This is a genomic window from Gemmatimonadales bacterium, from assembly GCA_035502185.1.
Classification (GTDB): domain Bacteria; phylum Gemmatimonadota; class Gemmatimonadetes; order Gemmatimonadales; family JACORV01; genus Fen-1245.
The window spans coordinates 35,891-61,417 of sequence record DATJUT010000011.1; the positions used below are offsets into that span (position 1 = coordinate 35,891).

19 protein-coding genes are annotated in these 25,527 nt (G+C 73.7%); 7 read left to right on the forward strand and 12 right to left on the reverse strand.

Going from position 1 to position 25,527, the window contains the following annotated elements; genetic code table 11:
- Positions 1–5 precede the first annotated feature (5 nt).
- From rfbC to VMF70_01230, 4 genes are all read left to right on the forward strand, one after another.
- Positions 6–536, forward strand: a complete 531-nt coding sequence (gene rfbC, locus VMF70_01215) for a dTDP-4-dehydrorhamnose 3,5-epimerase (GenBank protein HTT66623.1) — start codon at positions 6–8, stop codon at positions 534–536.
- A 51-nt stretch (positions 537–587) separates the two neighbouring features.
- Complete coding sequence (locus VMF70_01220) at positions 588–1,871, forward strand: Gfo/Idh/MocA family oxidoreductase (GenBank protein ID HTT66624.1); 1,284 nt, start codon at positions 588–590, stop codon at positions 1,869–1,871.
- Positions 1,872–1,916: 45 nt separating this feature from the next.
- Complete coding sequence (locus tag VMF70_01225; GenBank protein HTT66625.1) at positions 1,917–3,224, forward strand: glutamate-1-semialdehyde 2,1-aminomutase; 1,308 nt, start codon at positions 1,917–1,919, stop codon at positions 3,222–3,224.
- A gap of 82 nt (positions 3,225–3,306) precedes the next feature.
- A complete protein-coding gene (locus VMF70_01230) occupies positions 3,307–4,890 on the forward strand; it encodes an oligosaccharide flippase family protein (GenBank protein HTT66626.1) in 1,584 nt (527 codons plus the stop codon).
- Between the two features lie 60 nt (positions 4,891–4,950).
- Here the strand turns inward: VMF70_01230 and VMF70_01235 are convergent, their stop codons facing one another.
- Complete coding sequence (locus VMF70_01235) at positions 4,951–6,303, reverse strand: polysaccharide pyruvyl transferase family protein (GenBank protein HTT66627.1); 1,353 nt, start codon at positions 6,301–6,303, stop codon at positions 4,951–4,953.
- 131 nt (positions 6,304–6,434) lie between these two features.
- Here VMF70_01235 and VMF70_01240 point away from each other — a divergent pair, with 131 nt between their 5' ends.
- Entirely contained in the window at positions 6,435–8,009 is a 1,575-nt protein-coding gene (locus tag VMF70_01240; protein HTT66628.1) for an oligosaccharide flippase family protein, read from the forward strand.
- Positions 8,009–9,460: a DUF6298 domain-containing protein gene (locus VMF70_01245; protein ID HTT66629.1), complete on the forward strand. Its 1,452-nt coding sequence runs from the start codon at positions 8,009–8,011 to the stop codon at positions 9,458–9,460. The genes VMF70_01240 and VMF70_01245 overlap by 1 nt, the downstream gene beginning before the upstream one ends.
- A gap of 30 nt (positions 9,461–9,490) precedes the next feature.
- Here the strand turns inward: VMF70_01245 and VMF70_01250 are convergent, their stop codons facing one another.
- Positions 9,491–11,629 (reverse strand): hypothetical protein, encoded by a 2,139-nt coding sequence (locus VMF70_01250; protein ID HTT66630.1) that lies wholly within the window; start codon positions 11,627–11,629, stop codon positions 9,491–9,493.
- A complete protein-coding gene (locus VMF70_01255) occupies positions 11,629–14,559 on the reverse strand; it encodes a carboxypeptidase-like regulatory domain-containing protein (GenBank protein ID HTT66631.1) in 2,931 nt (976 codons plus the stop codon). The genes VMF70_01250 and VMF70_01255 overlap by 1 nt, the downstream gene beginning before the upstream one ends.
- Before the next feature lie 86 nt (positions 14,560–14,645).
- On the opposite strand from VMF70_01255, the gene VMF70_01260 reads away from it, so the two are divergent.
- The gene (locus VMF70_01260; GenBank protein HTT66632.1) at positions 14,646–15,233 is read left to right on the forward strand and encodes a hypothetical protein; all 588 of its coding nucleotides are present in this window, start codon (positions 14,646–14,648) and stop codon (positions 15,231–15,233) included.
- Here the strand turns inward: VMF70_01260 and VMF70_01265 are convergent.
- The 9 genes from VMF70_01265 to VMF70_01305 all read right to left on the reverse strand — a co-directional run bounded on the left by VMF70_01265 (position 15,150) and on the right by VMF70_01305 (position 25,421).
- On the reverse strand, positions 15,150–16,355 hold the full coding sequence (locus VMF70_01265) for a VanZ family protein (protein HTT66633.1): 1,206 nt from the start codon (positions 16,353–16,355) through the stop codon (positions 15,150–15,152). The genes VMF70_01260 and VMF70_01265 overlap by 84 nt on opposite strands.
- Before the next feature lie 38 nt (positions 16,356–16,393).
- Positions 16,394–17,620 (reverse strand): ABC transporter ATP-binding protein, encoded by a 1,227-nt coding sequence (locus tag VMF70_01270; GenBank protein ID HTT66634.1) that lies wholly within the window; start codon positions 17,618–17,620, stop codon positions 16,394–16,396.
- Between the two features lie 5 nt (positions 17,621–17,625).
- Entirely contained in the window at positions 17,626–18,420 is a 795-nt protein-coding gene (locus tag VMF70_01275) for an ABC transporter permease (protein ID HTT66635.1), read from the reverse strand.
- On the reverse strand, positions 18,417–19,544 hold the full coding sequence (locus tag VMF70_01280; GenBank protein ID HTT66636.1) for a nucleotidyltransferase family protein: 1,128 nt from the start codon (positions 19,542–19,544) through the stop codon (positions 18,417–18,419). Before VMF70_01280 ends, VMF70_01275 begins: the two co-directional genes overlap by 4 nt.
- Positions 19,541–19,963, reverse strand: coding sequence for a lasso peptide biosynthesis B2 protein (locus VMF70_01285; protein HTT66637.1), 423 nt, complete (start codon positions 19,961–19,963; stop codon positions 19,541–19,543). Before VMF70_01285 ends, VMF70_01280 begins: the two co-directional genes overlap by 4 nt.
- Positions 19,960–20,235, reverse strand: coding sequence for a PqqD family protein (locus VMF70_01290; protein HTT66638.1), 276 nt, complete (start codon positions 20,233–20,235; stop codon positions 19,960–19,962). Before VMF70_01290 ends, VMF70_01285 begins: the two co-directional genes overlap by 4 nt.
- The gene (locus tag VMF70_01295; GenBank protein HTT66639.1) at positions 20,232–21,152 is read right to left on the reverse strand and encodes a hypothetical protein; all 921 of its coding nucleotides are present in this window, start codon (positions 21,150–21,152) and stop codon (positions 20,232–20,234) included. The genes VMF70_01290 and VMF70_01295 overlap by 4 nt, the downstream gene beginning before the upstream one ends.
- A 455-nt stretch (positions 21,153–21,607) precedes the next feature.
- Positions 21,608–23,572: a beta-L-arabinofuranosidase domain-containing protein gene (locus tag VMF70_01300; protein ID HTT66640.1), complete on the reverse strand. Its 1,965-nt coding sequence runs from the start codon at positions 23,570–23,572 to the stop codon at positions 21,608–21,610.
- Between the two features lie 67 nt (positions 23,573–23,639).
- A complete protein-coding gene (locus VMF70_01305; GenBank protein ID HTT66641.1) occupies positions 23,640–25,421 on the reverse strand; it encodes a twin-arginine translocation signal domain-containing protein in 1,782 nt (593 codons plus the stop codon).
- Positions 25,422–25,527 lie beyond the last annotated feature (106 nt).

Consider the following 25,527-nt stretch of genomic DNA (forward strand, 5'->3'; position numbering starts at 1 on the left):
GGGCGATGATCTTCACCGAGACCGCGATCCCCGGGGTGGTCATCCTGGACGTCAAGCGGATCGAGGACGCGCGGGGCTGGTTCGGCCGGGTGTGGTGCGAGGACGAGCTGCGCCAGCACGGCATCGAGGCGCGGGTGGCGCAGGTGAACGCCGCCCACAACCTGCGGCGCGGCACGGTGCGCGGTCTCCACTTCCAGGCGGACCCGCACGCCGAGACGAAGGTCGTGCGCTGCACCCGCGGGGCCGTGTTCGACGTCGCCGTGGACCTGCGCCCGACCTCGCCGACCCGCACGCAGTGGGTCGGCGTCGAGCTCTCGGCCGACAACGGCCGGATGCTGGTCGTGCCCCCGGGCTGCGCCCACGGCTACCAGACCCTCGAGGACGACACGGACCTGCTGTACCTCACGTCCGCCCTGTACGCTCCCGCCGCCGCCGGCGGCGTGCGCCACGACGATCCCGCCTTCGGCGTCCGCTGGCCGCTGCCGGTCGCCGTGATCTCGCCGGCGGACGCCGGCTGGCCGCGGTTCGAGGGCTAATGGGTCCCGGGTCACCGCATCTCCCTTCCACGGGCAGAGGACGCTGAGGCCATGGTCATCGTCGACGCTGCGCTCGAGGCCCGCCAGGCGGCGGGGAAGCCGCTGCGGGTCGGACTCGTCGGAGCCGGAGTGATGGGGCGGATGATCGCGCTCCAGTTCCTGACGCCGCTGACGGGCCTGCGCCTGGTGGCCGTCGCGAACCGGACCCTGGCGCGCGCCCAACAGGCGTACCGCGAAGGCGGGGTGGACACGACCGTCACGGCGACGTCCGCCGGCGCCCTGGAACGCGCGATCGAGCAGAACGTCTGCGCGGTCACCGACGACGCGCGGCTGCTGTGCGAGGCCGGCAACGTCGACGTCGTCATCGACGCCACGGGGGCCGTGGAGTTCGGCGCCGGCATCGCCCTCGACGCCATCCGGCACCGCAAGCACGTGGTGTTGGTGAACGCCGAGCTCGACTCGACGCTCGGACCGGTGCTCAAGGCGCACGCCGACCGGGCCGGCGTCGTGATCACCAACACCGACGGCGACGAGCCCGGCGTGGCGATGAACCTGCTGCGCTACCTGCGCACGCTGGGGCTGCGCCCCGTGGCCGCCGGCAACCTCAAGGGCATGATCGACGTCTACCGGACCCCCGAGACGCAGAAGGGATTCGCGGAGAAGTACGGCCAGAATCCCGCGATCGTCACGTCGTTCGCCGACGGCACCAAGCTGGCGATGGAGGAGACCATCCTCGCCAACGCGGCGGGCTTCCGGGTGGGCAAGCGCGGGATGTACGGGCCGAAGTGCGCCCACGTGAACGAGATCGCCGGCCTGCTCCCGGCCGAGCAGATGCTGGACGGCGGGCTGGTGGACTACGCCCTGGGCGCCGCGCCGTACACCGGGGCGTTCGTGGTGGTGCACGAGGTGCACCCCGTCAAGCAGAAGCACCTCGCCTACCTCAAGATGGGCGACGGCCCGTTCTACGTGTTCTACACGCCGTTCCATCTCCCGCACGTGCAGGTGCCGTCCACGGCGGCGCGCGCGGGCCTGTTCGGCGACGCCACCACCGCGCCGCTCCGGGGGCCGGCCACCGAGGTGATCGCCGTGGCCAAGAAGGACCTGGCCAAGGGTGAGCGCCTCGACGGCGTCGGGGGATTCGCCGCCTACGGCGTCATCGAGAACAGCCCGGTGGTGCGGCGCGACGGCCTGCTCCCGATGGGACTCGCCGAGGGCTGCGTGGTGCAGCGGGCGCTGCCGAAGGACAGCCCCATCCGCCTCGCCGACGTCCAGCGGCCCGCGGGGCGGTTGTGCGACACCCTGTACGCCGAGCAGTGCGAGCGGTTCCCGAGCTGATCGCCCTTCGCGCCTCCCGGTGAGGCGCCCTTCAGGAGCGTCACCATGGGTTTCGAGAAGTCGCTGCGCCTCCGGCCCCGCTTCAACGAGATCATCCCGGGCGGGTGCCACACCTACGCCAAGGGCGACGACCAGTTCCCCGAGTTCTGCGCCCCGTACATCGTGCGCGGCAAGGGCTCGCACCTCTGGGACGTCGACGGCAACGAGTACATCGAGTACGGCATGGGCCTGCGGTCCGTGACCCTCGGGCACGCCTACCCGGCCGTGGTCGAGGCCGCGCACGCCCAGATGCTGCTGGGCAACAACTTCAACCGGCCCGCCACGATCGAGCTGGAGTGCGCCGAGGACCTGCTCGGCTTCATCGCGGGCGCGGAGATGGTGAAGTTCGCGAAGAACGGCTCGGACGTGCTCAACGGAGCGGTGCGGCTGGCCCGGGCGCACACCGGGCGCGACCTCATCGCCATCCCCGCCGAGCATCCGTTCTTCTCCGTCGAGGACTGGTTCATCGGGACGACGGCAATCAACGCCGGCATCCCGCAGGCCATCAAGGACCTGACGGTGAAGTTCCACTACAACGACATCGCCAGCGTCAAGGCGATGTTCGAGGCCCACAAGGGCAAGATCGCCTGCGTCATCCTCGAGGCGGAGCGCGAGACCCCGCCGAAGGACAACTTCCTCCACGAGCTGCAGCGCCTGTGCCGGGAGAACGGCACCGTGTTCGTGATCGACGAGATGATCACCGGGTTCCGCTGGGACAACGGCGGCGCACAGAAGGTCCACGGCATCGTGCCCGACCTGTCCACCTTCGGCAAGGCGATCGCCAACGGCTTCTCGCTCGCCGCCCTGGTGGGGAAGAAGGAGCTGATGGAGGTGGGCGGGCTGCACCACAAGAAGGAACGGGTGTGGCTGCTGTCGCTGACGCACGGCGCCGAGAACCACTCGCTGGCGGCGGCCCGGGCCACGATGCAGATCTACCGCACCGAGCCCGTGATCGAGACGCTGCGTCAGCGGGGCGAGCAGCTGCGCGCCGGCATCGAGCGCTCGGTCGCGGAGCTGAAGCTCGACGGGTACTTCGGCGTGATGGGGAAGGCCTGCTGCCTGCTGTACTTCACCCGCGACCCCGAGAAGAAGCCCTCGCAGCCGTTCCGGACGCTGTTCCTGCAGGAGACGATCAAGCGCGGGCTCCTGGCGCCGCAGCTGATCGTCAGCTACTCGCACAGCGAGGCCGACGTCCGCCGCACCGTCGAGGCGATCCACGAGGCGCTGGTGGTGTACCGCAAGGCGCTGGACGAGGGGGTCGGCAAGTACCTCGTCGGCCGCCCGGTGGCACCGGTGTACCGGAAGTTCAACTAGCCCGCGCCAGTCACCCGACCGCCGGGACCATGACCACCGACGCCACCGCGCCAGCCGGCCGGCGCGCCCACCCGGGCGCGCCATGACGACGCCCGCCGGGACGACGCCCGCCGCAACGGCGCCCGCCGGCCAGCGCGTGACGCGCCCCCGGACCACGCGCAACGTCCTGCTCGCGTGGGCGGCGTTCGCGTTCAACGTCGTCATCTCCTTCTTCCTCTCCCCGTTCATCGTCCACCGGCTCGGCAACGCCGAGTACGGCGTGTGGGTGCTGCTGGGCTCCCTGGTGGGCTACATGGGGCTGCTCGACCTCGGCGTCCGCAGCGCCGTGATGCGCTACGTCGCGCGGCACCACGCCCGGGGCGAGGACGAGGACGCCGGCCGCGTCGCCTCCGCCGGCCTGATGATCTTCACGGCGGCCGGCCTGGTCGCCGTCACCGGCTCGGTGGTGATCGCGGTGCTGCTGGAGCACCTGTTCAAGATCCCCCCCGAGACGCTGCTCATCGCGCGGATCGTGGTGATCGTCGGGGGCCTCAACGTGGCGGTCTCCCTGGTGACCGGCGTGTTCGGGGGGACGGTCACCGCGATGCAGCGGTTCGACCTGGACGCGGTCATCGGCATCGCAATCGGCGCGGTGCGCACGGTCACGCTGGTGGCGGCGCTGCGGGCCGGGGGCGGCCTGCTCGCCCTCGCGTTCATCCAGCTCGGCTGCACGGTGCTCCAGGGCGGCGTGTACTTCGCCGTGACCCGGCGGCTGTACCCGCAGCTCCGCTACCGCCTGCACAAGCTCCGGCGCGACGAGCTGCGCACCATCTTCTCCTTCAGCATCTACTCGAGCCTGATCAACCTCTCGTCGGTGCTGACGTTCTCGCTGAACTCCGTCATCATCGGGGCCAATCTGCCGGTCGCCATGATCACGTTCTACGCGATTCCGGCCACGCTCATGGACTACACCCGCTCGATCATCAGCGCCATCTCGCAGACGATGACGCCGCGGGCCAGCGCCCTGGACGGTCTGGGCGCGCACCGGGAACTCGAGAAGGTGTTGTTGCAGGCCGGCATGATCTCGTCGCTGGTGGCGCTGCCGATCACCATCACGTTCATGCTCAGGGGCAGCGCCTTCATCGGGCTGTGGATGGGGCCCAGCTACGCCGCGACCTCCGGCCAGATCCTGCTCATCCTGGCGGTGGCGCTCTCGATGGCCGCCGGCCGGCAGGTGGTCGGCAGCACGATGATCGGCGTGAATCGCCACCGCGACCTGGTGCCGTTCTACCTCGGCGAGGGGCTGATCAACCTCGGTCTCAGCGTCTACTGGATCCGCAGCCTCGGGCTGCTGGGCGTCGCGCTCGGCACGGCCGTGCCGAACCTGGTGACCACGCTGCTCGTGGCGCCGTGGATCGTGCACCGGGTGCTCGGCACGCCGGTGCGCACCATGATGACCGCGCTGTGGCTGCGCCCGCTCGCGGCGATGATCCCGTTCACGGCGGCCACCTGGGCCGTGGAGCGCCTGTGGCCCGCCCGGGGGCTGCTGACCTTCTTCGCCGGCGTCGCCGTCACGCTTCCGGTCGCCGCCGCCGGCGCGTGGTTTCTCGCCATTTCCCCCGCCGAGCGGAGCAGTCTGGCGGCCTCGCTGCGGCGGCTGGTGCGCTCCACCCTGGGGCGCGGCTAGGGCGACCGCTCCGGCGGGACGCCGGCCCGGCGCGGGGCCCGACCCGACGCGAGCGTCTGGCTAGAAGAGCTGGAGGGCCGGCTGCGGCGTCGGCAACCCGGACGATGCGGCCGCGGTCCCCGCCAGGCAAAGCAGGTGATCGTACTGGACCAGGAGCTCGGCGAGGTCGCGTCCGCGCCGCTCCGCCAGAGCGGCCCGCACGGACGGCAGATCCGACGCCAACCGCTTCACCCGCTCGAGCAGCGCCGACCCGCTCAATCCCTCGATCGCGAGACACCAGGCTCCGAGGCCGAAGTGCTCCATAAGGTCGCGCGTCTTGGGATGGTACGCGACCGCCACCGTCGGCACGCCCGACGCGAGGGCCAGCAGGACGCCGTGGTAACGCGTCGCGACCGCGAGGTCGAAGCCCTCGATCAGCTCGAGCAGGCCCGTCACCTCCGAGATGCCGGTCGCAGTCTCGACCGCGCGCGCCGCGTCCGGTGCGAGGGAGCGCAGGCGCTCGACCACGTCGCGGATCGGCTCGGGATCCATGACGATCTGGGTGCCGAACAGCACCACGCGCCACCCCTGCTCGACGAGGCCGCGCGCCGCCACGGCGTGCGCCTCCACGTAGGCGTCGTAGGGTGCGCGGTCGTGCAGCTGCCAGTTCGCCCCGCCGTAGATCGACAGCGGGTTGATGCCCACGCAGGGCGTCCGCGCGGCGCGCGCCGGCAGCGCGGATGCGGCGAGCCGCGGGTGACTGAGGGCCAGGTCCCGCACCAGGAGGTTGGGCTCCGGCGCGCCGAGGCCGCGGGCGACCGCCAGCGAGGTCGGGTCGCGAAACGAGCGGTGGGCCGCGAGCCGCAGCGCGAGACGGAGGAACAGCCGGCCCAGGCGGGTGTCCGCGGGGCCGGCGCCCATGCTCGCGATGCTGACCGCCGCGCCCCGGAGCCGGGCCAGGACCGACCAGCGCAGGACCGTCAGGGGATAGGCGAACGGGCCGCCCACGTCGTCGCTCAGCTGGGCGGACCCCGTGAAGACCACCACCCGCACGCGCCGCAGGCGCCGATACGACTGGACGTCGAAGCGGAGCTCGCGCCCGACGCCGATCGCGGCGCGCACCACGAGGGCCGCGGGTCGCAGCAGCGCCTTGAGCCACCGGATCCGCCGGACGCGATCGGCGGCGCGAGCGGTCCAGGCGCGCGGGCCGTCGGCCTGCGGCTCCGGGCCGCGAGCCGCCGACAGCGGGCGGATCGGGAACGCCGGGACCCCGTGACGCGCGGCGGTGTCCGGCGGGTTCGACGTGAACGCCGTCAGCTCCACGCCGGGTGCCGCCGCCCGCAGCCGCGCCACGACCGCGGCGACGATGGTTTCGTCGCCGAGGTTGCCGTTCCCGACGTGGCCGAGCAGGGCGATGCGCGGCGTCGCAGTCACTCGGTGCGTCCCCCCCCCGCGGTGGACAACCATCCTAACTCCGGGGCGCCCCGGGGGACAACGCACGGCCGTGTATCGGACCTGTCACGGCCCCTGGCGGGGGCGGCACGCCCCTGGTTACGGTTGCTGCCGTGCAACAGCCCGGCGATCAGGCCGCCCAGCCGCGTTCCGAGCGCGTGACCACGCCGCGCACCGCCCGCAACGTGCTCCTGGCGTGGGCCGCGTTCGCGTTCACCGTCGTCGTCAACTTCTTCCTCTCCCCGTTCATCGTCCACACGCTGGGCAACACCGAGTACGGCGTGTGGGTGCTGCTCGCGTCGCTGGTGGGTTACATGGGGCTCCTCGACCTCGGCGTCCGGGGCGCCGTGTCGCGCTACATCGCGCGCCACCACGCCCGGGTCGAGGACGAGGAGGCCGGCCGCGTCGCGTCCGCCGGCCTGGCCATCTTCTCCGCCGCCGGCCTGGTCGCCCTCGCCGCCTCGGTGGTGATCGCGCTCGCGCTCGAGCACCTGTTCAAGATCCCGCCCGGGACGCTGCTCGTCGCCCGGATCGTGGTAGTCCTGGGCGGGCTCAACGTCGCGGTCTCGCTGGTGAGCGGGGTGTTCGGCGGCGCGGTGACCGCGATGCAGCGGTTCGACCTCGACGCGGTGGTCGGCATCGGCATCGGCGCACTGCGCGCGGTGGCCCTCCTGGCGGCGCTGAGCGCGGGGGGCGGCCTGCTCGCGCTGGCGCTGGTCCAGCTCGGCTGCACGCTGCTCCAGACCCTGGTGTACTTCGTGCTGACGGCCCGACTGTATCCGGAGCTGCGCTACCGCCTGCGCGGCCTCGACGGCGCCGAGCTGCGGAAGATCTTCTCCTTCAGCGTCTACTCCAGCCTGCTGCACTTCTCGGCGGCGCTGATCTACTCGGCCGACGCGCTGGTCATCGGGGCCTTCCTTCCGGTCGCCAGCGTCACCTACTTCGCCATCGCGTCCACGCTCACGGACTACACCCGCTCCATCATCGGCGCCATCTCGAGAACGATGACCCCGCGGGCCAGCGCCCTCGACGGCCTCGGCGCGCGGCAGGAGCTGGAGCAGGTCCTCCTCAAGGCCGGCGCGGTCTCCTCGCTGGTGACGCTCCCGATCACGATCACCTTCATCCTGCGGGGCGGCGCGTTCATCGGGCTGTGGATGGGGCCGGGCTACGCGGCGACCTCGGGCCGGATCCTGGTCATCCTCGCCGTCGCGCTCTCCCTGGCCGCGGGCCGGCAGGTGGTGGCGAGCACGGTGATCGGCGTGAACCGCCACCGCGAGATGGTGCCGTTCTACATCGCCGAGGCGCTCATCAACGTCGGCCTCAGCGTGTACTGGATCCGCAGCCTCGGCCTGGTGGGCGTCGCCCTCGGCACCACCGTGCCGAACCTGGTCACGACCCTGCTGGTGACGCCCTGGATGGTGCGCCGGGTGATGGGCACCCCGCTGCGGACCATCTGGCGGGAGATGTGGCTGCGGCCCATCGCCGCGATGGTCCCGTTCGCGGCGGCGACCTGGGCCGTGGAGCACCGGTGGCCCGCGCACGGGCTCGCGTCGTTCTTCGCCGGCGTCGTCCTCACCCTCCCGGTCGCCGCCGCCGGCGCCTGGCTCGTCGCGCTCACCGCCGACGAGCGGCGGGCGCTCCGCTCCGCGCTGCGCCGGCTCCCCCCGTTCGCGGCGAGTCGCGCCTGATGCGGCGGCCCGGCGGGGCGTGGCTCGCCTGCTGCGCCGCCGCGCTGCTGGCGGCCTGTGACCCCGGGACGCCCTGGCGCCCGCCGGCGCGGACGCCCGCGTCCGGCCCGCTGCGCGTCTCCGCGCGGAACCCCCGCTACTTCGCCGACCCGTCGGGCCGCATCGTGCTGCTCGCCGGGGACCACGACTGGACCGACTTTCAGGACTACGGCTACGGCGACCCGCCGCCGCGGTTCGACTACGGCGCGTTTCTCGACACGCTGGCGGGCTACCGGGAGAACTTCTTCCGGCTGTGGCGGTGGGAGCAGGCGACCTGGCAGACCGAGGTCCGCGAGCCCTACTACTTCGCGCCGCAGCCCTACCTGCGCACCGGCCCCGGCCTCGCCAACGACGGCAAGCCGAAGTTCGACCTCACCCGCTTCGACCAGTCGTACTTCGACCGCATGCGCGAGCGGATCGTGGAGGCGGGCCGGCGTGGCATCTACGTGTCGGTGATGCTGTTCGACGGCTGGAGCGTGGCGCCGATCGGCGCCGGCCTCGGGAATCCGTGGCGCGGCCATCCCTACAACCGCGCCAACAACGTCAACGGCGTGGACGGGGACCCCGCGGGCACCGGCTCCGGGAACGCGGCGCACACGCTCCTGGTGCCGGCCGTGGTGCGCTTCGAGGAGCAGTACGTCGCCAAGGTGGTCGAGACGGTGGGCGACCTCGACAACGTGCTGTACGAGGTCTCCAACGAGAGCCCGCCCGGGTCCGCGCCGTGGCAGTACCACATGATCACGTTCGTCAAGTCGCTGGAGGCGCGGCGGCCCGAGCAACACCCCGTGGGGATGACGGCGACGTTCGAGGGCGACGACTCGGTGCTGTGGGCGAGCCCGGCCGACTGGATCTCGCCCAGCGCGCCGAAGGGCGCGATGGAGGCGCCGCCGCCGGCCGACGGGCGCAAGGTGGTGCTGTGGGACACCGACCACTTCTGCGGCGTGTGCGGCGATCGCGTCATCCCGTGGGCCGCGCTGACGCGCGGGGCGAATCCCGTCTTCATGGACCCGTTCGACCGCACGGCACCGGAGATGGACGCGGACCTGCGGCCGGTGGGCTACGATCCGCACGCGCCGAACTGGGACGAGATGCGCCGCAACCTCGGCTACGCGCTCGCCTACGGCGACCGCCTCGGCCTCGCGCGGGCGGTTCCCTCGCCCGCCGCCTGCTCCACGGGCTTCTGCCTCGTGGTCCCGGCGCCCGGCGCGCGGTACCTCGTCTACGCACCGCGCCGCGGCCCCGTCACCGTGGACCTCACGGCGACGCCGGGACGCTTCGATGTCGAGTGGCTCAGCCCCAAGACGGGGCACGTGGTGCTGGGGGCGCGCACCGACGGGGGCGCGCGGCGGACGTTCGCGCCGCCGTTCCTGCGGGATGCGGTGTTGTACCTATCGGAGGAGGCGGCGCGCTAGCGCCGCCGGGAGGCGCCGGGTCCCGCGCCCCTAGTGCTTCACCAGGTCGGCGGGCGACCTCGGCTTGAGCGTCCAGGTGCCCGAGCCGGTGGGCACGAGTATCCCGACGATGTCGAACACGTTGCTGACCACGTACACGCCCGGGACGACGAACCCGCCCAAGGCATCCAGGACGACCGTGAGGTTCCCGCTGCCGTCCGAGACGGTCATCGTGTAGTTGCCCAGGACCAGGGCGGTCGCGCTCACCGTGGCGTTCAGCACCAGCACGAGCTGCGCGTCGCGCGTCCCGCCCACCGCGTTCGCCGCCGCCGCCGTGGTCAGCGTCGGCGCCGCCGGGAAGAGCCCGCGCCCGAGCGCCGTCGCGGTGCCGCCGTCCAGCGTCGGCTGGCCGCTCCGCGTGGACGTCACGCCCTGCACGCGCACGGAGTCGCCCGCCGCGACGGTGGTCCGCAGCCGCGTCAGCCGGATCGCCCCCGACGTGTCGGCCAGGCTCACGGTGGTATCCGAGTAGGTGCTCGAGCTGTTGAGCGCCGTGCCGATCACCGTCACCGTCAGTCCCGGCCCGAGCAACCGCGCCGCCCGGATGCTGATGGGCGTCGGCGGAATCAGGGTCAGGTCCGCGGACGACCGCGGCCTCAGCTGCCACACGCCGGGGCCGGTGGCCGCCAGCACCCCCAGCAGGTTGAACTTGGCGCCCGGCACGTACTTCCCGGGCAGCTGGGCAGGCTGGAAGGCCGCGTCGGCGGTCCCGTCCAGCTGGACCTGCAGCGGCCCGCTGCCGTCGCTCACGGTGAGCAGGAAGCTGGTCGAGGTGCGCGACGTGTCGGTGATCGTCGCGTTGTTCACGATCACCATCTGGGCGTCGCGGGCGCCGCCGGCCGCGCCCGCGGCGACGAAGGTCGTCAGCGTCGCCGCCGTGGGGAAGAAGCCGCGACCCAGGGCGGTGGTCGTGCCGCCGTCGAGGGTCGGCTGGCCGTTGCGGCTGGCCGTCGTGCCCCGGACCCGCACCGAGTCCCCCGCCGTCACCGTCGTGCGCAGCCGGGTCAGCCGGATCGCGCCCGAGGTGTCGGCGATGAACACGCTGCTGTCGGCGAAGGTCGTGGAGCCGTTGAGCGCGACGCCGACGACCGACGCCGTCCGGCCGGTGGGGAGCAGGCGCGCGGCGGCGATGCTGATCACCGGGGGTGGAATCAGGCTCGCGTCCACGGCCGAGCGCGGCCGCAGCCGCCAGGTTCCCGTCCCCGTGGGCACCAGGACGCCGAGCAGGTTGAAGCTGCTCCCCGGCACGAAGTTGCCCGGGAGGTTCACCGTCGTGAACGCCGGATCGGCCGTCTGGTCCAGCTGTACCACCAGCGATCCGCTGGCGTCGGCCACGGTCAGCACGAAGCTCTGGGGCGTCCGGGCCGTGTCGGTGACGGTGACGCCACTCACGCTCACCAGCTGGGCGTCCAGGGTGCCGCCGGCGGCCGCCGCCGCCGCCGCCGCCGTCAGGCCCGTGGCGGTCGGGAGGTGCCCCGGCCCCAGCGCGAACACGGTCGGGTCGTTCAGCACCGGCTGGCTGTCGCGCACGCCGAGGGTGCCGAGCAGCCGCAGGCTGTCGCCCGCCGCGAAGGCGGAGCGCGCGCGCGCCACCCGGAGGCCGCCGGACGTGTCGGCGATGTCGGTCGTCGTGTCGGCGAACGCCGTGCCGGACGCGAGGGCGACGCCGACCACGAAGACCTTGCGGCCGGCCGGCAGCGCCCGCGCCTGCGCCATCGTCACCAGCGGGCGGCCGGCCAGGACGTTGATCCGCGAGGTGGCACCGGGCGCCACCGTGAAGGTCTGGCTGTCGGTCCGCACCAGCACCAGGGTGTCGGCGAAGGTCGTGGTATCGAGCACCAGCGAGTAGTCGCCCACGGGAACCGCGCTGAACACGAAGGTCCCGTTGGCGGCGGTGGTCTGCGTCAGGCCGATGTCCTGCCCGCCGGAGTGCACCAGCCGCACCTTGACGTGGCCCAGCGAGTCGTCGCCGGCGTCGATCACGCGGGAGCCGTTGGCGTCCAGCAGGACGGCCCCGGTCACCGTCCCGGTGCTGCCGAGCGACGTGACGTGGTTCTCGCCGGCGTTGGTGCAGCCCAGCACCGCGCCGGCGGCGACGGCCAGGGCCCGGAGCAGCGCGGCGCGCCGCATCAGAAGTTGAACCTCAGGCCCGCCTGCACCGTCGCGCCGGGCGTGCTGCGGGCGAGCACCTTGCCGAAGTTCGGGTTCGCCACCAGCGGCACGGTCACGACGCCCACGCCGTTGGTGGTGAGCGCCCGGGTCGGATCGATCAGGTACAGGGCCCGGTCGATGACGCCGGTGTTGGTGCTCACCAGGTTGAGGCCGTCGACGACCAGCGACAGCGGAGCGTGCACCAGCGTGGACAGGCCGATCACCAGCCGCGCGTCCAGGCTGGTCACCGCCGGCCCGCGGCACGAGTTGCGGGACGCGAACTGCCCGACCTGCGACTTGAGGCACGACTGCCCGCCCACCACCGCGGCCGCGCCCGACACGGTGTCCGAGACGAAGGCGGGGTCGTTGCCCGCCGCGCCGTCCCCGTTGGCGTCCACGCCGTCACGGAAACCCGGCGTGAAGGGCAGGCCCGACTGGTACCGCACCAGGCCGGCCAGCTTCACCGAGCCGCTCGACCACTCGAAGCCCGCGAGCGCGCGGTGCGGCACGTCGAGATCCGACCGCCCGTTCCGCCAGTCGGTGGTGCCGGCGCCGGTCGTGAGCGGCGGCGCCATCTGCGCGTCCGGCACGCTGCCCCCGAGGCCCGGCAGGTTGTCGGTCGTGTGCGAGAACGTGTAGCTCGCCCACACGCTGAGGCCCTGCTCCCGCAGGCGCTCCAGCGAGATCGTCAGGCCCCAGTAGTCCGAGGAGCCCGTCGGGTCGAGCGCCCACACGCGGTCGAACGCGCCGAACTGCCGGTTGCTCCCCGGCGTCGCCACCAGCAGGGAGCCGTCCTGCTGCAGCGTCCCGTAGATCGCGCGGCCGAACTGATCGGTGAACTGCGGGCTGGTGAGGAGGTTCAGGTCGGTGCGCCGCGGCAGGAAGTCGGTGTGGCGGTACTGGCCGGCGACCTGGACCGACGTCCCGGACGCGAGCGCATGCGCGATGCTGAAGCCGGCCCGGGAGGTCCGCGGTGCCTGGAAGTGCGAGTTCACGAGGCTCAGCACCGGCCCCGTGATCGGCGCGGCGGTGAAGTCCGGGACGGCCGGCCAGGGGCCGAACACGCCGACGCCGCGCCGCATCTCCGCGGTGCCGTCGTGGTTGAGGACCTCGGCCAGCACCGAGGGATCGACGCTCTCCGACGCGGTTCCCGCGTCCCCGCGCAGCAGCCAGTCACGCCGGGCGCCGGCGGACCACACGAACGAGAACCGCGGGTTCACCTGCGTCTTGAGCGACGGGATGCCCTGGTTGGGGATGCCGCTGACCCGGAGCCAATCCGCGTCCGGCGTGACGCCGCCGGTGGGCCAGTGCTCGCGCTCGAGCCGCAGGCCGACCAGCATGTCGAGGCCCGCGACCGGCGACCACGAGTCCTGGGCGAAGAAGGCGGTCGCGCTGATGGTGAACGTGGCGTCGGGCACGCCGCCCACCGACTGGACGAACGCGCCGCGGCCGAGGCCGAGATCGGCGGTGCTCCCGAACAGGAACTCGCCGCTCCGCAACGGATCGTAGGTGATGTCGTGGTTGGTCCAGTCGGCTGCAGCGCCGAACTTGAGCGCGTGGATGCCGAGGCGGTACAGCAGGGCCGCCGACGCCCGAGTCGCGTCGCGCTCGAACCGGCCGGGCACCGCCCCGTCGGCGCCGGCCGACAGCCCGTCCGCGGTCAGCACGGTGAGCGGCAGCGACGGCGCGGAGTAGTCGCGCAGGCTGCGATCGATGGCGAGCGACACCTCGGAGCCGAGGCGGGCGTTGAAGCGCGAGTTGAACGCCAGCGAGGCGGAGACGTCGCGCGCGTCGAGCGAGGTACCGAGTCCGGTGAAGCGCCCCTCGCCGAGGCCGACGTCGCTGGCCGTGGCGTTGGTCACGGCCGCCCGCAGCGCGATCGACTGCCCGCGCGCGATCTCCCAGTCGAACCGGCCGAAGGCGGTGATCACGTCGGTCTGCTGGGTCAGCGCCTTGAGGTACTCCGAGAGCTGCGGCGCGGCCGCGACCACCGCGCTCGCCCCCGTGTCGTCCGGCCACGGCGACTTGAGCGGCGTGTTGATGCGCCGGGCGTCCACCCCGACCAGCCCCCACGCGGTGTCGCGCACCACCGGCCCGCCGGCCACCACGGCGCCCCGATACCCGTTGGTGCCGGCGTCGGCGAAGCCCCGCACCTGCCCGGAGCGCGGCCCGCGCGCGCTGAACGCGCTGAGGAGCTCGCCGCCGATGCCCGGCCACTCGACGTCGGTTCCCGACGCCAGCTCCACGTGCTGCAGGCTCGCCAGCGGCAGCCCCAGCGTCGACCAGTCGGAACGCGACACGCCGGGGCTCGCCGCCGCGGTCCGCGGAATGCCGTCCACGCCCACCCAGCCGAGCCGGTCCGGGAGTCCCTCCATCGCGAGGCCGCCCGTGGTGGCCGACGCCAGGGCGGCGACCGACGAGACGCGGCCCAGCGGATCCACCAAATCGGCGAGGTCCGTTCCCGGATCCCACGTCCCGCGGGCGAGCGACGCGTGGAGCGCGCCCTCGACGAAGGACATCGTATCCGCCTGGGTGACCGGAGGATCCGCCGGCGTGAGCCGCAGGTCGAGCGTGACCACCGCGGCCGGGCTCACCGACACGTCGAGCACGATCAGCGGGCGGTAGCCCAGGCGCTCGGCCCGGATGTCGTAGCGCCCGGGCAGCAGCGCCGGGCTGCGGTACGCGCCGAGGCCGTCCGAGAGGACCGACCGCGCCCACGCCGTGGCGTGGTGCGTCATCGTGACGCGAACTCCCGCGATGATCTGACCGGAGGTGGAGACCGCGGCGCCGCGGATGGCGCCCGTCGTGACCGTCTGCGCCCGGGCTCCGGGAGCGGCCACGAGGCCGATCGCGATCGCACCCGCGATGGCCGGCACCATCCACTCCCGTGACAGGCGCGGCAAGCTCATTGGTCCGGGCAAACTTAGAGCCGGGGACCCAAAGGGGCAATGCGCCGCCCGGGAGCAGGCGCGGCAACGTGACGCAGGATACATTCGTGGCTGTGGCGCCCGAAGAGCTGCCGTCCCCGCCGCGCACCGCGCCGAACTTGCCCGGGCGCGTACTGCACTGGTGGCGGCGCCGGACGGCCCTGCGACGCCTGTCCCGGCGTCCTCACCCGCCCCCGCTGCTGTTCCTCTGCCACGGCAACCTGTGCCGCAGCCCGTTCGCCGCGGGCGTGGCGCGCCAGCTGCTCCCCTCGTGGGTCGACGTCGCCTCGGCCGGGTTCCTGGCGCCGGGACGCCGTTCGCCGCCCGAGGCGCTCGCGGCCGCGGGCGAGTTCGGCGTCGACCTCTCGGCTCACCGCTCGGAGATCCTGACCGTCGACCATCTTCGCAACACGGACCTCGTGGTGGTGATGGACCGCGACCAGCGCCGCCGCCTCGTCACCATGCAGCCCGCCCTCGCGAGCCGCGTCGTGCTCCTCGGCGACCTCGATCCCGTGCCCACGGCCGAGCGCGACGTGCCGGACCCCGTCAACCAGCCGCTCGACGCATTTCGCTCAGCCTACGGCCGCATTCACCGCTGCGTCCGCGCCCTCGCCGGCGCGTGGAGCCAGCAAGCCGGCACCCAGCCCCGCGGCTGAGGCCGCGAGCTGCGCGGCCGGCGTGGGCAGCAGACCCACCACCGGCGCCAGCGCGGCGACGCCGCCCAGCGCGACGAGCGCCGTCACGGCGCCCGCGCCGTTCCTCCTCACCAGCAGTCCCACCGGCAGCAGGAGCAGCGCCGCGAACCCGCAGTCGAGCGCAGCCTCCGCGGCGGCCGGCAGGCCGGGGACGAAGCGCACCAGCGCCCACGCCCGCCCGGCCGGATAGCCCAGGCCGCAGCGCTCGCGGCCGTCGAGCGCGAGGCAGTAGCCGGATCTCCCGCGGCGCGCCTCCAGCGCGAGCGTGTCGCCCGGACGGGCGGCCGCGAGCGCGCCGCGCCACCGCAGGTCCGGCTGAAAGAGACCCAGGTCCGCCGCCCGACGGCGCACCCGGAGCACCAGGTCGTCGCGGTCCGCCCCCACGACCAGGATCTCCCGGTAGGCGGAGTCGGCGACGCTGAACAGCGGCGCGAGCCGCGCGGTGCGCGGACCCGCGACGGCCCGCACGACCAGCGGCTCGCCCGCCGCCAGGCGCTCGCGCGCCCCACGCGAATCGTCGAGACGCCCGTCGCCGAGCGGCGTGCCGCCGAGGGCGACGCTCAGCAGCCGGCCCCGGTACCACTCGAACTGCCCCAGCGCCGCCGTCCACTGGCCGTACCAGACGGTCGGGGGCAGGCTCGGGCGCAGGGCGAAGCCGGTGGCCGCGATCACCGCCCAGGCGGCCGCAGCGGCGAGCAGCCCGGCGCGCGCGGAGCGGCGCGCGGCCCACCGGCGCCGCGCGAGCACGACCAGCGCCGCGCCCAGCGTGGCCGCGACGACGTCGCCCAGGGTGGAGTCGCGGCCCGGGATGGCCAGCTGCGCGATCTCGATCAGCGCCGCGAGGAGGAACGCGGCCGCCACGATCCGCCGGCCGGCCACGCCGGACCACACGAGCCCGGCGGCGAGCGGCACGAACAGCAGCACGTTGGCGATGAAGTCGGACAGGCCGAGGTCGCCGCACAGCAGGCACCAGCGGAACGTCCCGGCATCGGGGCCGGCCGCCGGCGTGAGCGTGAGGCCCAGGACCAGAGCGAGTCCCGCCGCGGCGACCGCGACGCCGATCGCGCGCCGTCCGCCGATCACGGCGCGCGCCTGGTTCGGCCGGGGCCGGAACCCATCGTCTACGGGCGGGCGGGTGCGGCCGGCAGGGGGCCGGGCGCGAACGCCACCACCCGGGGATGGAGGTTCGCGATCCCCCGCACGTCGCGGTCGGCCGCGACGATCAGCGACGCGGCGGGGAACCAGCGATCGTACTCCCGCTGGACGTCGTAGCGGACCAGGGCCGCTCCGACGTGGAAGGTGCCGGGCGCGAGGTGCAGGTCGAGCTCCACCGAGCAGTGGAAGGACTCGCCGGCCGGGAGGCTGATGGCCTCCAGGCCGAGCCGCTGGGTGGAGGTGTCGAACACCCCGACCGCGCTCCCGTCCTGCAGGTACAGGGTGACGGACATCCGGTCGCAGGCCGTGCGTGCGGCGATCTCCACGTCCACCCACGCGCGCTCGCCGGACTGGAATACCGTGCGCGGGCCGTCGGCGCCGCGGACGGCGACGCGCGCCACGTACGCGTCGCGGCCTTCCACGTCGTGGCGGCCGGCGAGCGCGCCGACCAGGTACGCCTCGACCACCCGCTCCGGCTCGCCCGCCGCGGCGACCCGGCCGTGGTCGAGCAGGAGCGCCCGGCTGCACAGGTCGGTCACCGCGCGCAGGTTGTGCGACACGAACACCACCGTGGTGCCCTGGCGGATCACCTCGCGCATCCGCTCCATGCAGCGCCGCTGGAAGACGAGGTCGCCGACGCTGAGGACCTCGTCCACCAGGAGCACGTCGGGATCCACGTGCGCCGCGACGGAGAACCCGAGGCGGGCGAACATCCCCGACGAGTAGCGCTTCACCGGCGTGTCCATGAACTCCTCGAGGCCCGAGAACGCGACGATCGCGTCGAACCGGCGGCGGATGTCCTCGCGCGCCATCCCGAGGATGGTGCCGTAGAGGAACACGTTCTCGCGCCCGGTGAGGTCGGGATGGAACCCGGCGCTGACCTCGATCAGCGCCGAGAGCCGGCCATGGATGCGCACCGCGCCGCGCGTGGGCCGCAGGATGCCGCCCAGCAGCTTGAGGAGGGTGCTCTTGCCCGCGCCGTTGCCGCCCACCACGCCGAGCGCCTCGCCGCGGCCCACGGCGAACGACACGTCGTGCAGCGCCCAGAACTCGCGGGCCGCCAGCTCCGGCGGCGGGCCCCGGCGCACCACGCGGCGCACCAGCGCGGGCACCAGGTCGCGGAGCGAATCGTGCAGCTCGCCGCGGCGGAACTTCTTGGAGACGCGCTCGACCTCGACGGTGGTGTCGACCATCGGGCTCAGATCCGCTCCGCGAACCAGGGCTCGAGCCGCCGGAAGGCGAGCACGCCGCCCGCGCAGCAGGCCGCCGCCACGCCCAGCGCATACGCGGTCCACGCCGGATCCGGCGCCCGGCGGCTCACCACGGCGTCGGCCAGGCCCACCAGGAGCGGCGCCACCGGGTTGAGGAGCGCCGTCGTGGCGTGGCGGCCGAAGATCTCGACCGGGTAGAACACCGGCGTGAAGAAGACCGCGAAGGTGATCACCACGTCCACCAGGTACTTCACGTCCCGAAAGAACAGCGCCGCGGCCGACAGGAACATCCCCAGGCCGAGGCACAGCACCACCAGGCCGAGCACCAGCAGCGGCACCCACAGGAGCGCCAGGCTCGCGCCGACGCCCGCCAGCGCGAGGACCACCGTCAGCACGGCCGTGGCCACGCCGAAGTCGGCGAACTGCGACAGCACCGCCGCGACCGGGAACACCTCACGCGGCAGGTAGACCTTCGTCACCAGCTCGCTGTTGGCGATCAGGCTGTTGGTGGCGAAGCGCAGCGACGCGACGAAGAACGCCCACGGCACGGACTTGACCGCCACCGCCGCGAGGTTCCGGGTGTCCACGCTCCGGCCCGCGTACCAGCCCAGACCGTACTGGACCGCGACGCCGGCCCCGACCACCAGCGCGGGCATCAGGATGGCCCACAGGAATCCCATCACGGACTGCTTGTACTTGATCCGGATGTCGCGCCAGGCCAGCATCGCCACCAGGTCCCACCAGCGCCGGAGGCCGCGGCGGCCGCTCACCGGCTGGCTCATGCGGCCCTCCCTCGCGCGCGTTCGCGCGCCACGGCGCGCCAGCCGCGATATGCCAGGCGCGCCACCCGGCCGGCAGCCCAGCGACGCGCCTGCCTCAGCGGACCCGTGCCCTCCACCACCGGCGTGGCCGCGATGCCGAGCTCCGTGCGCGTCCCCTCCTCGAGCAGCCGCTCCCGGAAGCCGTCGCCACCGCGGCCGCCCAGGACCGTCAGCCTCCACGCCAGCGCGCGGGCCACGTCGAACTCCGGCGCGTCCCCGCTCACCGGCGCCGGCGGCGGCCCGGCCAGGTCGGCGGCGGCCCGCAGCCACGCCCGCGCCAGGCGCGGGTCCACCTCCGCGCCGGTCGCGACTCGCGCAGCGAGCCGTTCCCAGTCGAGCGGCAAGCCCGAGGCGAGGATGGCCGCGGCGTCCAGGAAGCAGCGCAGCCGGAAGCCGGAGGCGCCGGCGACGAGCGCGTGAGTGAGTCCGTGCCACAGCAGCTCGGTCGCGGGCGGCACCCGGACGCGCACGCCGTGCCACTCCAGCTCGTCGCCGCCGCTCGCCCTGAGCCAGGCCTCCGCGGCCGGGACCGCGCCTCCCGTGGACCGGTGCAGCTCCACGCCCACGCCGTGCGGCCCCTGCAGCGGCGGCGGATGGTAGTGGCCCGCCGGAGTGCGGGACGGGCTGCCGGCGAACGGCCAGCCGCGCGCCCGGAGGTCGTCCCAGACCCCCTGCACGTGCTCCGCCGGCAGCAGCACGTCCACGTCCACCGTCAGGCGCGCGTCGGCGCCCGGGTAGCGGGAGGCCGCCGCGCGCCGCGCCGTGCCCTTGATGAGCACGCACGGAACGCCGCGCTCGCCCAGGTAGCGCACCAGCCCCTCCGCCTCGGCGTCCACGAGCAGGCATCGCGCCTGCTCGGCCGCCGCCCGGCCGCGGAGCGCCGTGCGCAGCTCGGCGGGAAGCGCGTCCTCGATGCCCAGCGCCCCGAGGCGCCGCAGCAGCCACTGCGTTCCGCCTTCCCACGCCAGCGCGCGCGCCATCGGACGGCCGGCCACCCGGCTCCAGGCCGCGCGCAGGTCCGCCCCGTCCGGCGCCCCGCGGAGCCTGAGGGTGCGCACCAGGGTCACGGCTCCCTCCGCGATCATCCGGCCGCCGGCGATGGGAACCGCGCGATCTCGGTGAATCGCGCGCTGTGCGCCGGATCCGGCTCGAGGTAGGGCGCCCCGTCCTTCACCAGCCACGCGTGCGCCGCCAGCGCGCCCGCCTCGTCCTTGCGCACGCCGATGTGCAGCGCCACCGGCCGGCCGGCCCGGCGCAGCAGCCAGTAGAGCACGACGCCGCGCTTGAGGCAGGTGTAGCGCCACGGCGGCGGCAGGCGATACAGCAGCTGGCCCACGTAGGCGGCCAGCAGGGTGTCCTCGGGCGCGGTAGGGCTCGCGCGCCGCGGCGTCGCGGCGGCCGCCCGCGCGATCCGCTCGAGCGAAACCACCGACAGCAGCGGCGGAAGCGCGGCGCAGGCCGCCAGCGCACGCAGGCGCCAGGCGGGCGGGAGGTCCCCGCTCAGGGGCGCTCCTCCACCACCAGCACGCCCGTCTTCACGCCGCGCTCGACGAACTCGCGGGTCGTGTCGGTCGCCACCGCCTCGGTCACCTCGTACCTGGCCGTGAGCACCGCCACCAGCTCGTCCAGGGTCTTCGGCGTCGCGAGCGCCTCGAGCAGGTCGAGGCCGCTCTCGCTCACCGTGTAGTAGCGCCGCGTGCCGAGGTGGAGGGCCACGCCCTCGCCCTCGAGCGCCGTCAGCCTCAGCTCGGGATGCCGCCGGTAGCGGCGCGTCATGGCACGAGCTCCATCAGCAGGTCGCGGCGGCGGAACAGGTCGGGCGCCAGGGCGACGCGGTAGCACCGCGCCTGGCGCGCGAGCGCGGTGAGCAGATCGAGATGCTCCTGCGCCAGCTCCGGCTCGAGCACCACCCAGGCCGACCAGCGCACCAGCTCCGCCAGCGCCTCCCGCGCCGGGACCGGCGCCGCACTGGTGCGCTCGCCCTCGATCCGCGGGAACACCAGGATGCGAGGCTCCACGCGCGGCGCCCAGGTGCCGCCGAGATCCTCGGGGAAGAACGCACTCTTCCGACCGCCGCGCGCGGCGGTGCCTCCCGCGAGGCCGAGCAGCGCGCGGCCGGCGGGCCGCAACGCGACCGGGGCGCGCTGCGCCACGGCCTCGACGCTCGCCCGGCTCCGCACCAGGAAGGCGGCGTCGTCGCACCCCACGGCCCAGCCCCACGAGGCCAGCAGCGCCGCCGTGGTGGACTTGCCCGACTGGGCGTTGCCCGCGAACAGCCAGTCGCGGCCCCGCGGGTCGCGGGCGAGGGCCGCGTGCACGTGGTGCCAGCCGGCGCGCCGCAACAGCAGGATCAGGACCACCGAGAAGAAGCTCTGCGCCAGCGGCTCCGGGTCCGCCAGCGCCGCGGGCGTGACCTCGACGACGGCGTCGTGCGCGCCGCCCGCGATCCGCGCGCGCGCCGGTGCGGCCAGCCAGCGGACCCGGACGTCGCCCTGCGGCGGGCCGCTGCGGATCTCGATCCCGGGCTGCAGAAACGGCGCCCGCTCGTCCACCTCGTCTTCGGAAAGCGCCGGCACGGCCCGCAGCTCGATGCCCAGGGGCACCGGCGGCGCCAGGCGCATGCCGTCGATCCACGCCGCGACCCAGCTCACCAGCGCGTCGTCGTCCCCCGTCACCCCGATTCCCGCGCGCATCAGCTAAGGGTGCGGGGGGCAAAGCAAACGCGCCAGCCCGCGAGGGGCTGGCGCGTCCGCGACGCTACACTTCCGACGCTAGGTGGGGAGTCCGCCGCCGCCGGTTTCGCTCACCAGCGTCACCTCAGCCAGCGAGGCCTCCTCATTCAACGTCGGTGGCACGAAGGGCTTCCTCTCCATAGACGGCTGTGCCTCCTTCCGAGGGGCTGAAGTTCCGGATTCAGGGGACGTCGGTGAATCCGGTGACCATCAATTCGCAATTGGCGGGCCCGATCGCACGCCTCGACCCGCGCCACGCTAATCCGTTGTGCGACAGGCCATTACGATCCAGGGTCGGAGACCGCCCGTCGCCCGACCGTCGCGCTCGCGCAACGAAACCTGTGCTCCGGACGCACCGAGGTGCGTAGTGGCCGCAGCAGACCCGCCCCGGGGCCGCGGCTCGACCGCCGGCGCGGCTACCCGGCCCGCTCGACCTTCCAGTACACGACGTACCGCTGGTCGAGTACCGAGTGGAACGGCGCGAGCGTGACGTCCTGCGCCTGCCCCGTGGTCCGGAACGCCAGCGGCTGCGGCTCGCCCGCGCGGCCCGAGGGTGCGCGGGTGCTCGAGGCGGCGCCGTCCGCGCCTCCGCTCACTCGCTCGATCCAGGTCGCCGGATCGTCGGACCGCACGCGCAGCGCCGGCACGGGCGGCGGCTGGTAGGTGAACTCCGGCACCCTCCCCGGCCTGGTGGGCTCGGCCCGGCGGTTCGCGTCGGTGATGCCCTCGGTGCCCAGCATCCCGACCAGCACGAGCGGTCCGTACATCACGGCCTGCACGGTCGGGTCGTCCGGCATCGCGTGCATGTGGAGCCCCATGGGCAGAGCGACCTCGAGCCGGTCGCCGTCCTTCCAGACGCGGTCCACGACGAAGTAGCCGCCGGGCGCGGCGAAGCCGTCGAGCGTTCTCCCGTTGAGCGCGGCCCCGCCGCCCCTGGTCCACGCCGGCACCCGCACCCGCAGCGCGAAGCGCGCGGGCCGCGCGCCGCGCACGGTGATGGCGGTGCCCGCCGCGTCGGGGAAGCGCGTGTCCTGCACCAGCCGCACTCCCTTCTCGGCCCACTCCACCTCCGAGGCGATGAACTGGTTCACCCACACGCCGTCGTCGTCGTGGAACCAGATGCTGTCGCCGAACTTCGACGCCGACTCGCTGCCGGTGCCGGTGCAGCACCAGAAGTCGTGGAGCGGCGTGCCGAACAGCTTCCAGTAGCCGCTCGCCAGCGGGACGTAGTAGAGCTTCTCGCCGTCCGCCGGGTGCTGGGTGCCGAGCACGCCGTTCCACAGCAGGCGCTCGTAGTAGTCGGCCGCCGCGGGATCCGCGGTCCAGCCGAACACGTGGCGGGCGAGCTTCAGCATGTTGTAGCTGGTGCAGCACTCCTGCGTGTCGCTGCTCAGCTCGGCCGCCAGGACGCCGGGCTCCGTGTTCCACCCCTCGCCGTTGCTGGTGCCGCCGGTGCAGTAGGCGCGCCGGGTCGAGACCTCGCGCCAGAAATACTCCGCCACGTCGCGGTAGCGTGCCTCGCCCGTCAGCTCGTAGCGGCGGGCGGCGCCGATGATCTTGGGAATGGTGGTGTTGACATGCAGGCCCTTCAGCTCGTCGCGCCCCGCCGCCAGCGGGCCGAAGACACGTTCGTGATCGAAGCGGTGGGCCAGCTCGGCATACCAGGCCGTGCCCGTGACGGCGGTGAGGTTGTACAGCAGCTCGTTCATCCCGCCGTACTCGCGCTCCAGCACGCGCGCCATCGCCTCGTCGCCCAGCGGCTGCGCCCACCCGGCGGTCCAGCGCGCCATCCCCTTCAGCACGTCCAGCGCCTGCGCGTTGCCCGTCAGCGTATGCATGTCCAGCAGGCCGGCCATGATCTTGTGGAGCGTGTAGAACGGCGCCCATACCGGGCGGCCCGCGCGCAGCCGGTCGAAGAACTCCTCCGGGAACGCGCTCAGGTACCCGTTGCCGAGCGCGTGCTGGCAGCGCGCCAGCTCCGCCACCATCAGGTCGCCGCGTGCCTTCACGTCGGCATCGCCCAGGCTCGTGGACATCAGCGCGCACGCCGAGAGGTAGTGGCCGGTGTAGTGGCCGCGCAGCTCGTTCTCCGGCGCCTCCCAGCCGCCGAGCGGCACGGCCGCGGTGGGCAGTCCGGCGGTGAGGCGGAAGGTGTGCAGCAGGCGGTCGGGGTCGAGCCCCATCAGGTAGCGCCGATTCACCTGCATCGCGTCGAGAAACGGGCCGGGCAGGAGGCGCACCCGCGCCAGGTCGAACGGGCGCGCGACGGGCGCCGGGGCGGCGTCGCCGGCCGGCAGCGCCGGGGCAAGCCGCGCGCCGAGGCGCAGCCGGGCCAGGGGGACCGTCGCGGCCGCCGCCGCCAGGAAGTCCCTGCGTCTCATGGTACGCTCCACGTGGGGTGGATGTCCTGCACCCTATGGGCCGCGCCGGCGCCGGTCAAGTCGCGGCTCAGCCCCCGATGCCCGCCCAGGCCGCGGCCCGCCGGACGACCGCGTCCATCTCCGGCTGGTGCGCGCCGAAGGTGTCGTCCACCACGCTGAGCGTGGGGATGAGGCCCTCGCGCCGTGCGAGGGAGAGGCTGTCCGGGTCGAAGCGCCCGAAGCCCGACTCGTGCACGCCGCTGGAGCCGCGGCCGGGCGCGGGATGGCTGAGGTGCGAGAACGCGCGCACGTACGGCGCGAGCCGCGGCCAGTACACCTGGTGGAGCGGGAGACAGGCCGCCAGCGCGTCATAGAGGAACTCGCCGCAGGCCAGCACGCCCGGATGGCGCTCGCGCAGGCCGGCCACCAGGCGCCGCAAGCCCTCGTGCATGTCCGCCTGCGGGTTGTTCATCCACCCGCCCGTGATGTCCAGGAAATAGGCGTCCACGCCGTAGCGCTCGATCGTCTCGGCGATGCGGCCGGTGAGCCAGGTGCGCCACGAGTCCACGCCGAGGTTCATGTACGAGAGCCAGCCCTCCTCGTGACGGTCGTTGTCCCAGTCCACCCAGTTCAGGTCGAAGCGGTCGCCGTCGACCTTGCTCGTCGCCGCGTCCGCGATCCCGGGCCACACCGCCTGCCGCCGGTTGGCGGCATTGGCACCGAACATCGGCATGAAGCGGAACCCGAGCCGCTGGCCCTCGCGCACCAGGCGCACGAACCCGCGCTCGCCGCCGAGGCGCTCGGCGGGCCGGTAGACCGGGTAGTCCCAGTAGTAGCGCCCGTCCCACGCGGGCAGGAAGACGAGCACGCGCTGCGGCGGAATCCGCGCGGCCACCCACTGCAGGATCTCGAGCATCCGGGCGAAGTCGTTGAACACGTAGCCGGTGTAGTGCATGCCGTGCAGCGCGACCACGAGCGCGGTCTCGTGCAGCCAGGCCGGCGCGTCGGCGCGGTCGGCGAAGCGCGGAATGCGATACGCCTTCTCCAGGTGGTCGAAGTGCGGCTGCGCGGCGGCCTCGAGTGACGCCGCGCGGCCCGCCCGCCACGTCGGCACGCGAACCTCGCGCCGGTCGAGCCAGCCCTCCGCCTCGAACACGCACTCCACCCGGTAGCCGCTCTCGCCGGGCTCGAAGTAGAAGCGCTTGGCGCGCACCTGGTCGTCGAGCGACGAGAGGAAGAAGCAGTCGCCGCCGCCCGCCTGCACGATCACCAGGGGCGTGCCGGCGCTCCACGCGGTGTTGCCCCCGTACAGGTCGCCGGCGCCGAACGGGTAGCCGACCAGCACCTCGTCGTCGTGCACGTCCACCGCGCCGCCACCCGCGACCGAGATCTTCCCGCGCGGCACGCCCCGGAGCACGGTCGTGACCGCCTTCACGGGCTGGTCCAGCGCGGCCGTGACGTCCCACTCGATCCAGTCCCCGCTGGTGCGCAGCCGCGCCTCCAGGCGCCCCGGGGCACGCTCCTGACCGCCCGCCCAGACGAGCTCCGGGGCGGTGACGACCAGGTCGCCGCCATCGACCTCCGCCCGGAGGTGGTCGGGGCTGACGCCGTAGACGTTTTCGCGGCTGAAGACGAGGAAGCCGAACCGCAGGCCGCCGTACTCGACCGACGGCTCGGGGAAGTCGAAGCTGAACTTCTGGAGCGAGTCCCCGCGCGGCGGAACGAACACCTCGCTCGTGGAGGTCAGCGGGAGGATCCGGGCCTGCGGGGGCCGGCCGTGCAGGGCGTCCGGCCCCCGGCCCAGCAGGGGGATGGCGGCGGCGGCGCCGGCGGCCTTCAGGAGATCGCGGCGCGAGATGGGGTCGGGCATGGGCTCCTCGGGCTCTCCTCTTTCCATAGGTATAGGTCATAGGCGGCCGGGGGCCGGCGCGCAAACGGGCGCCGGCGGCCCCGGCCGACCTCTATGGCGAGGGCCC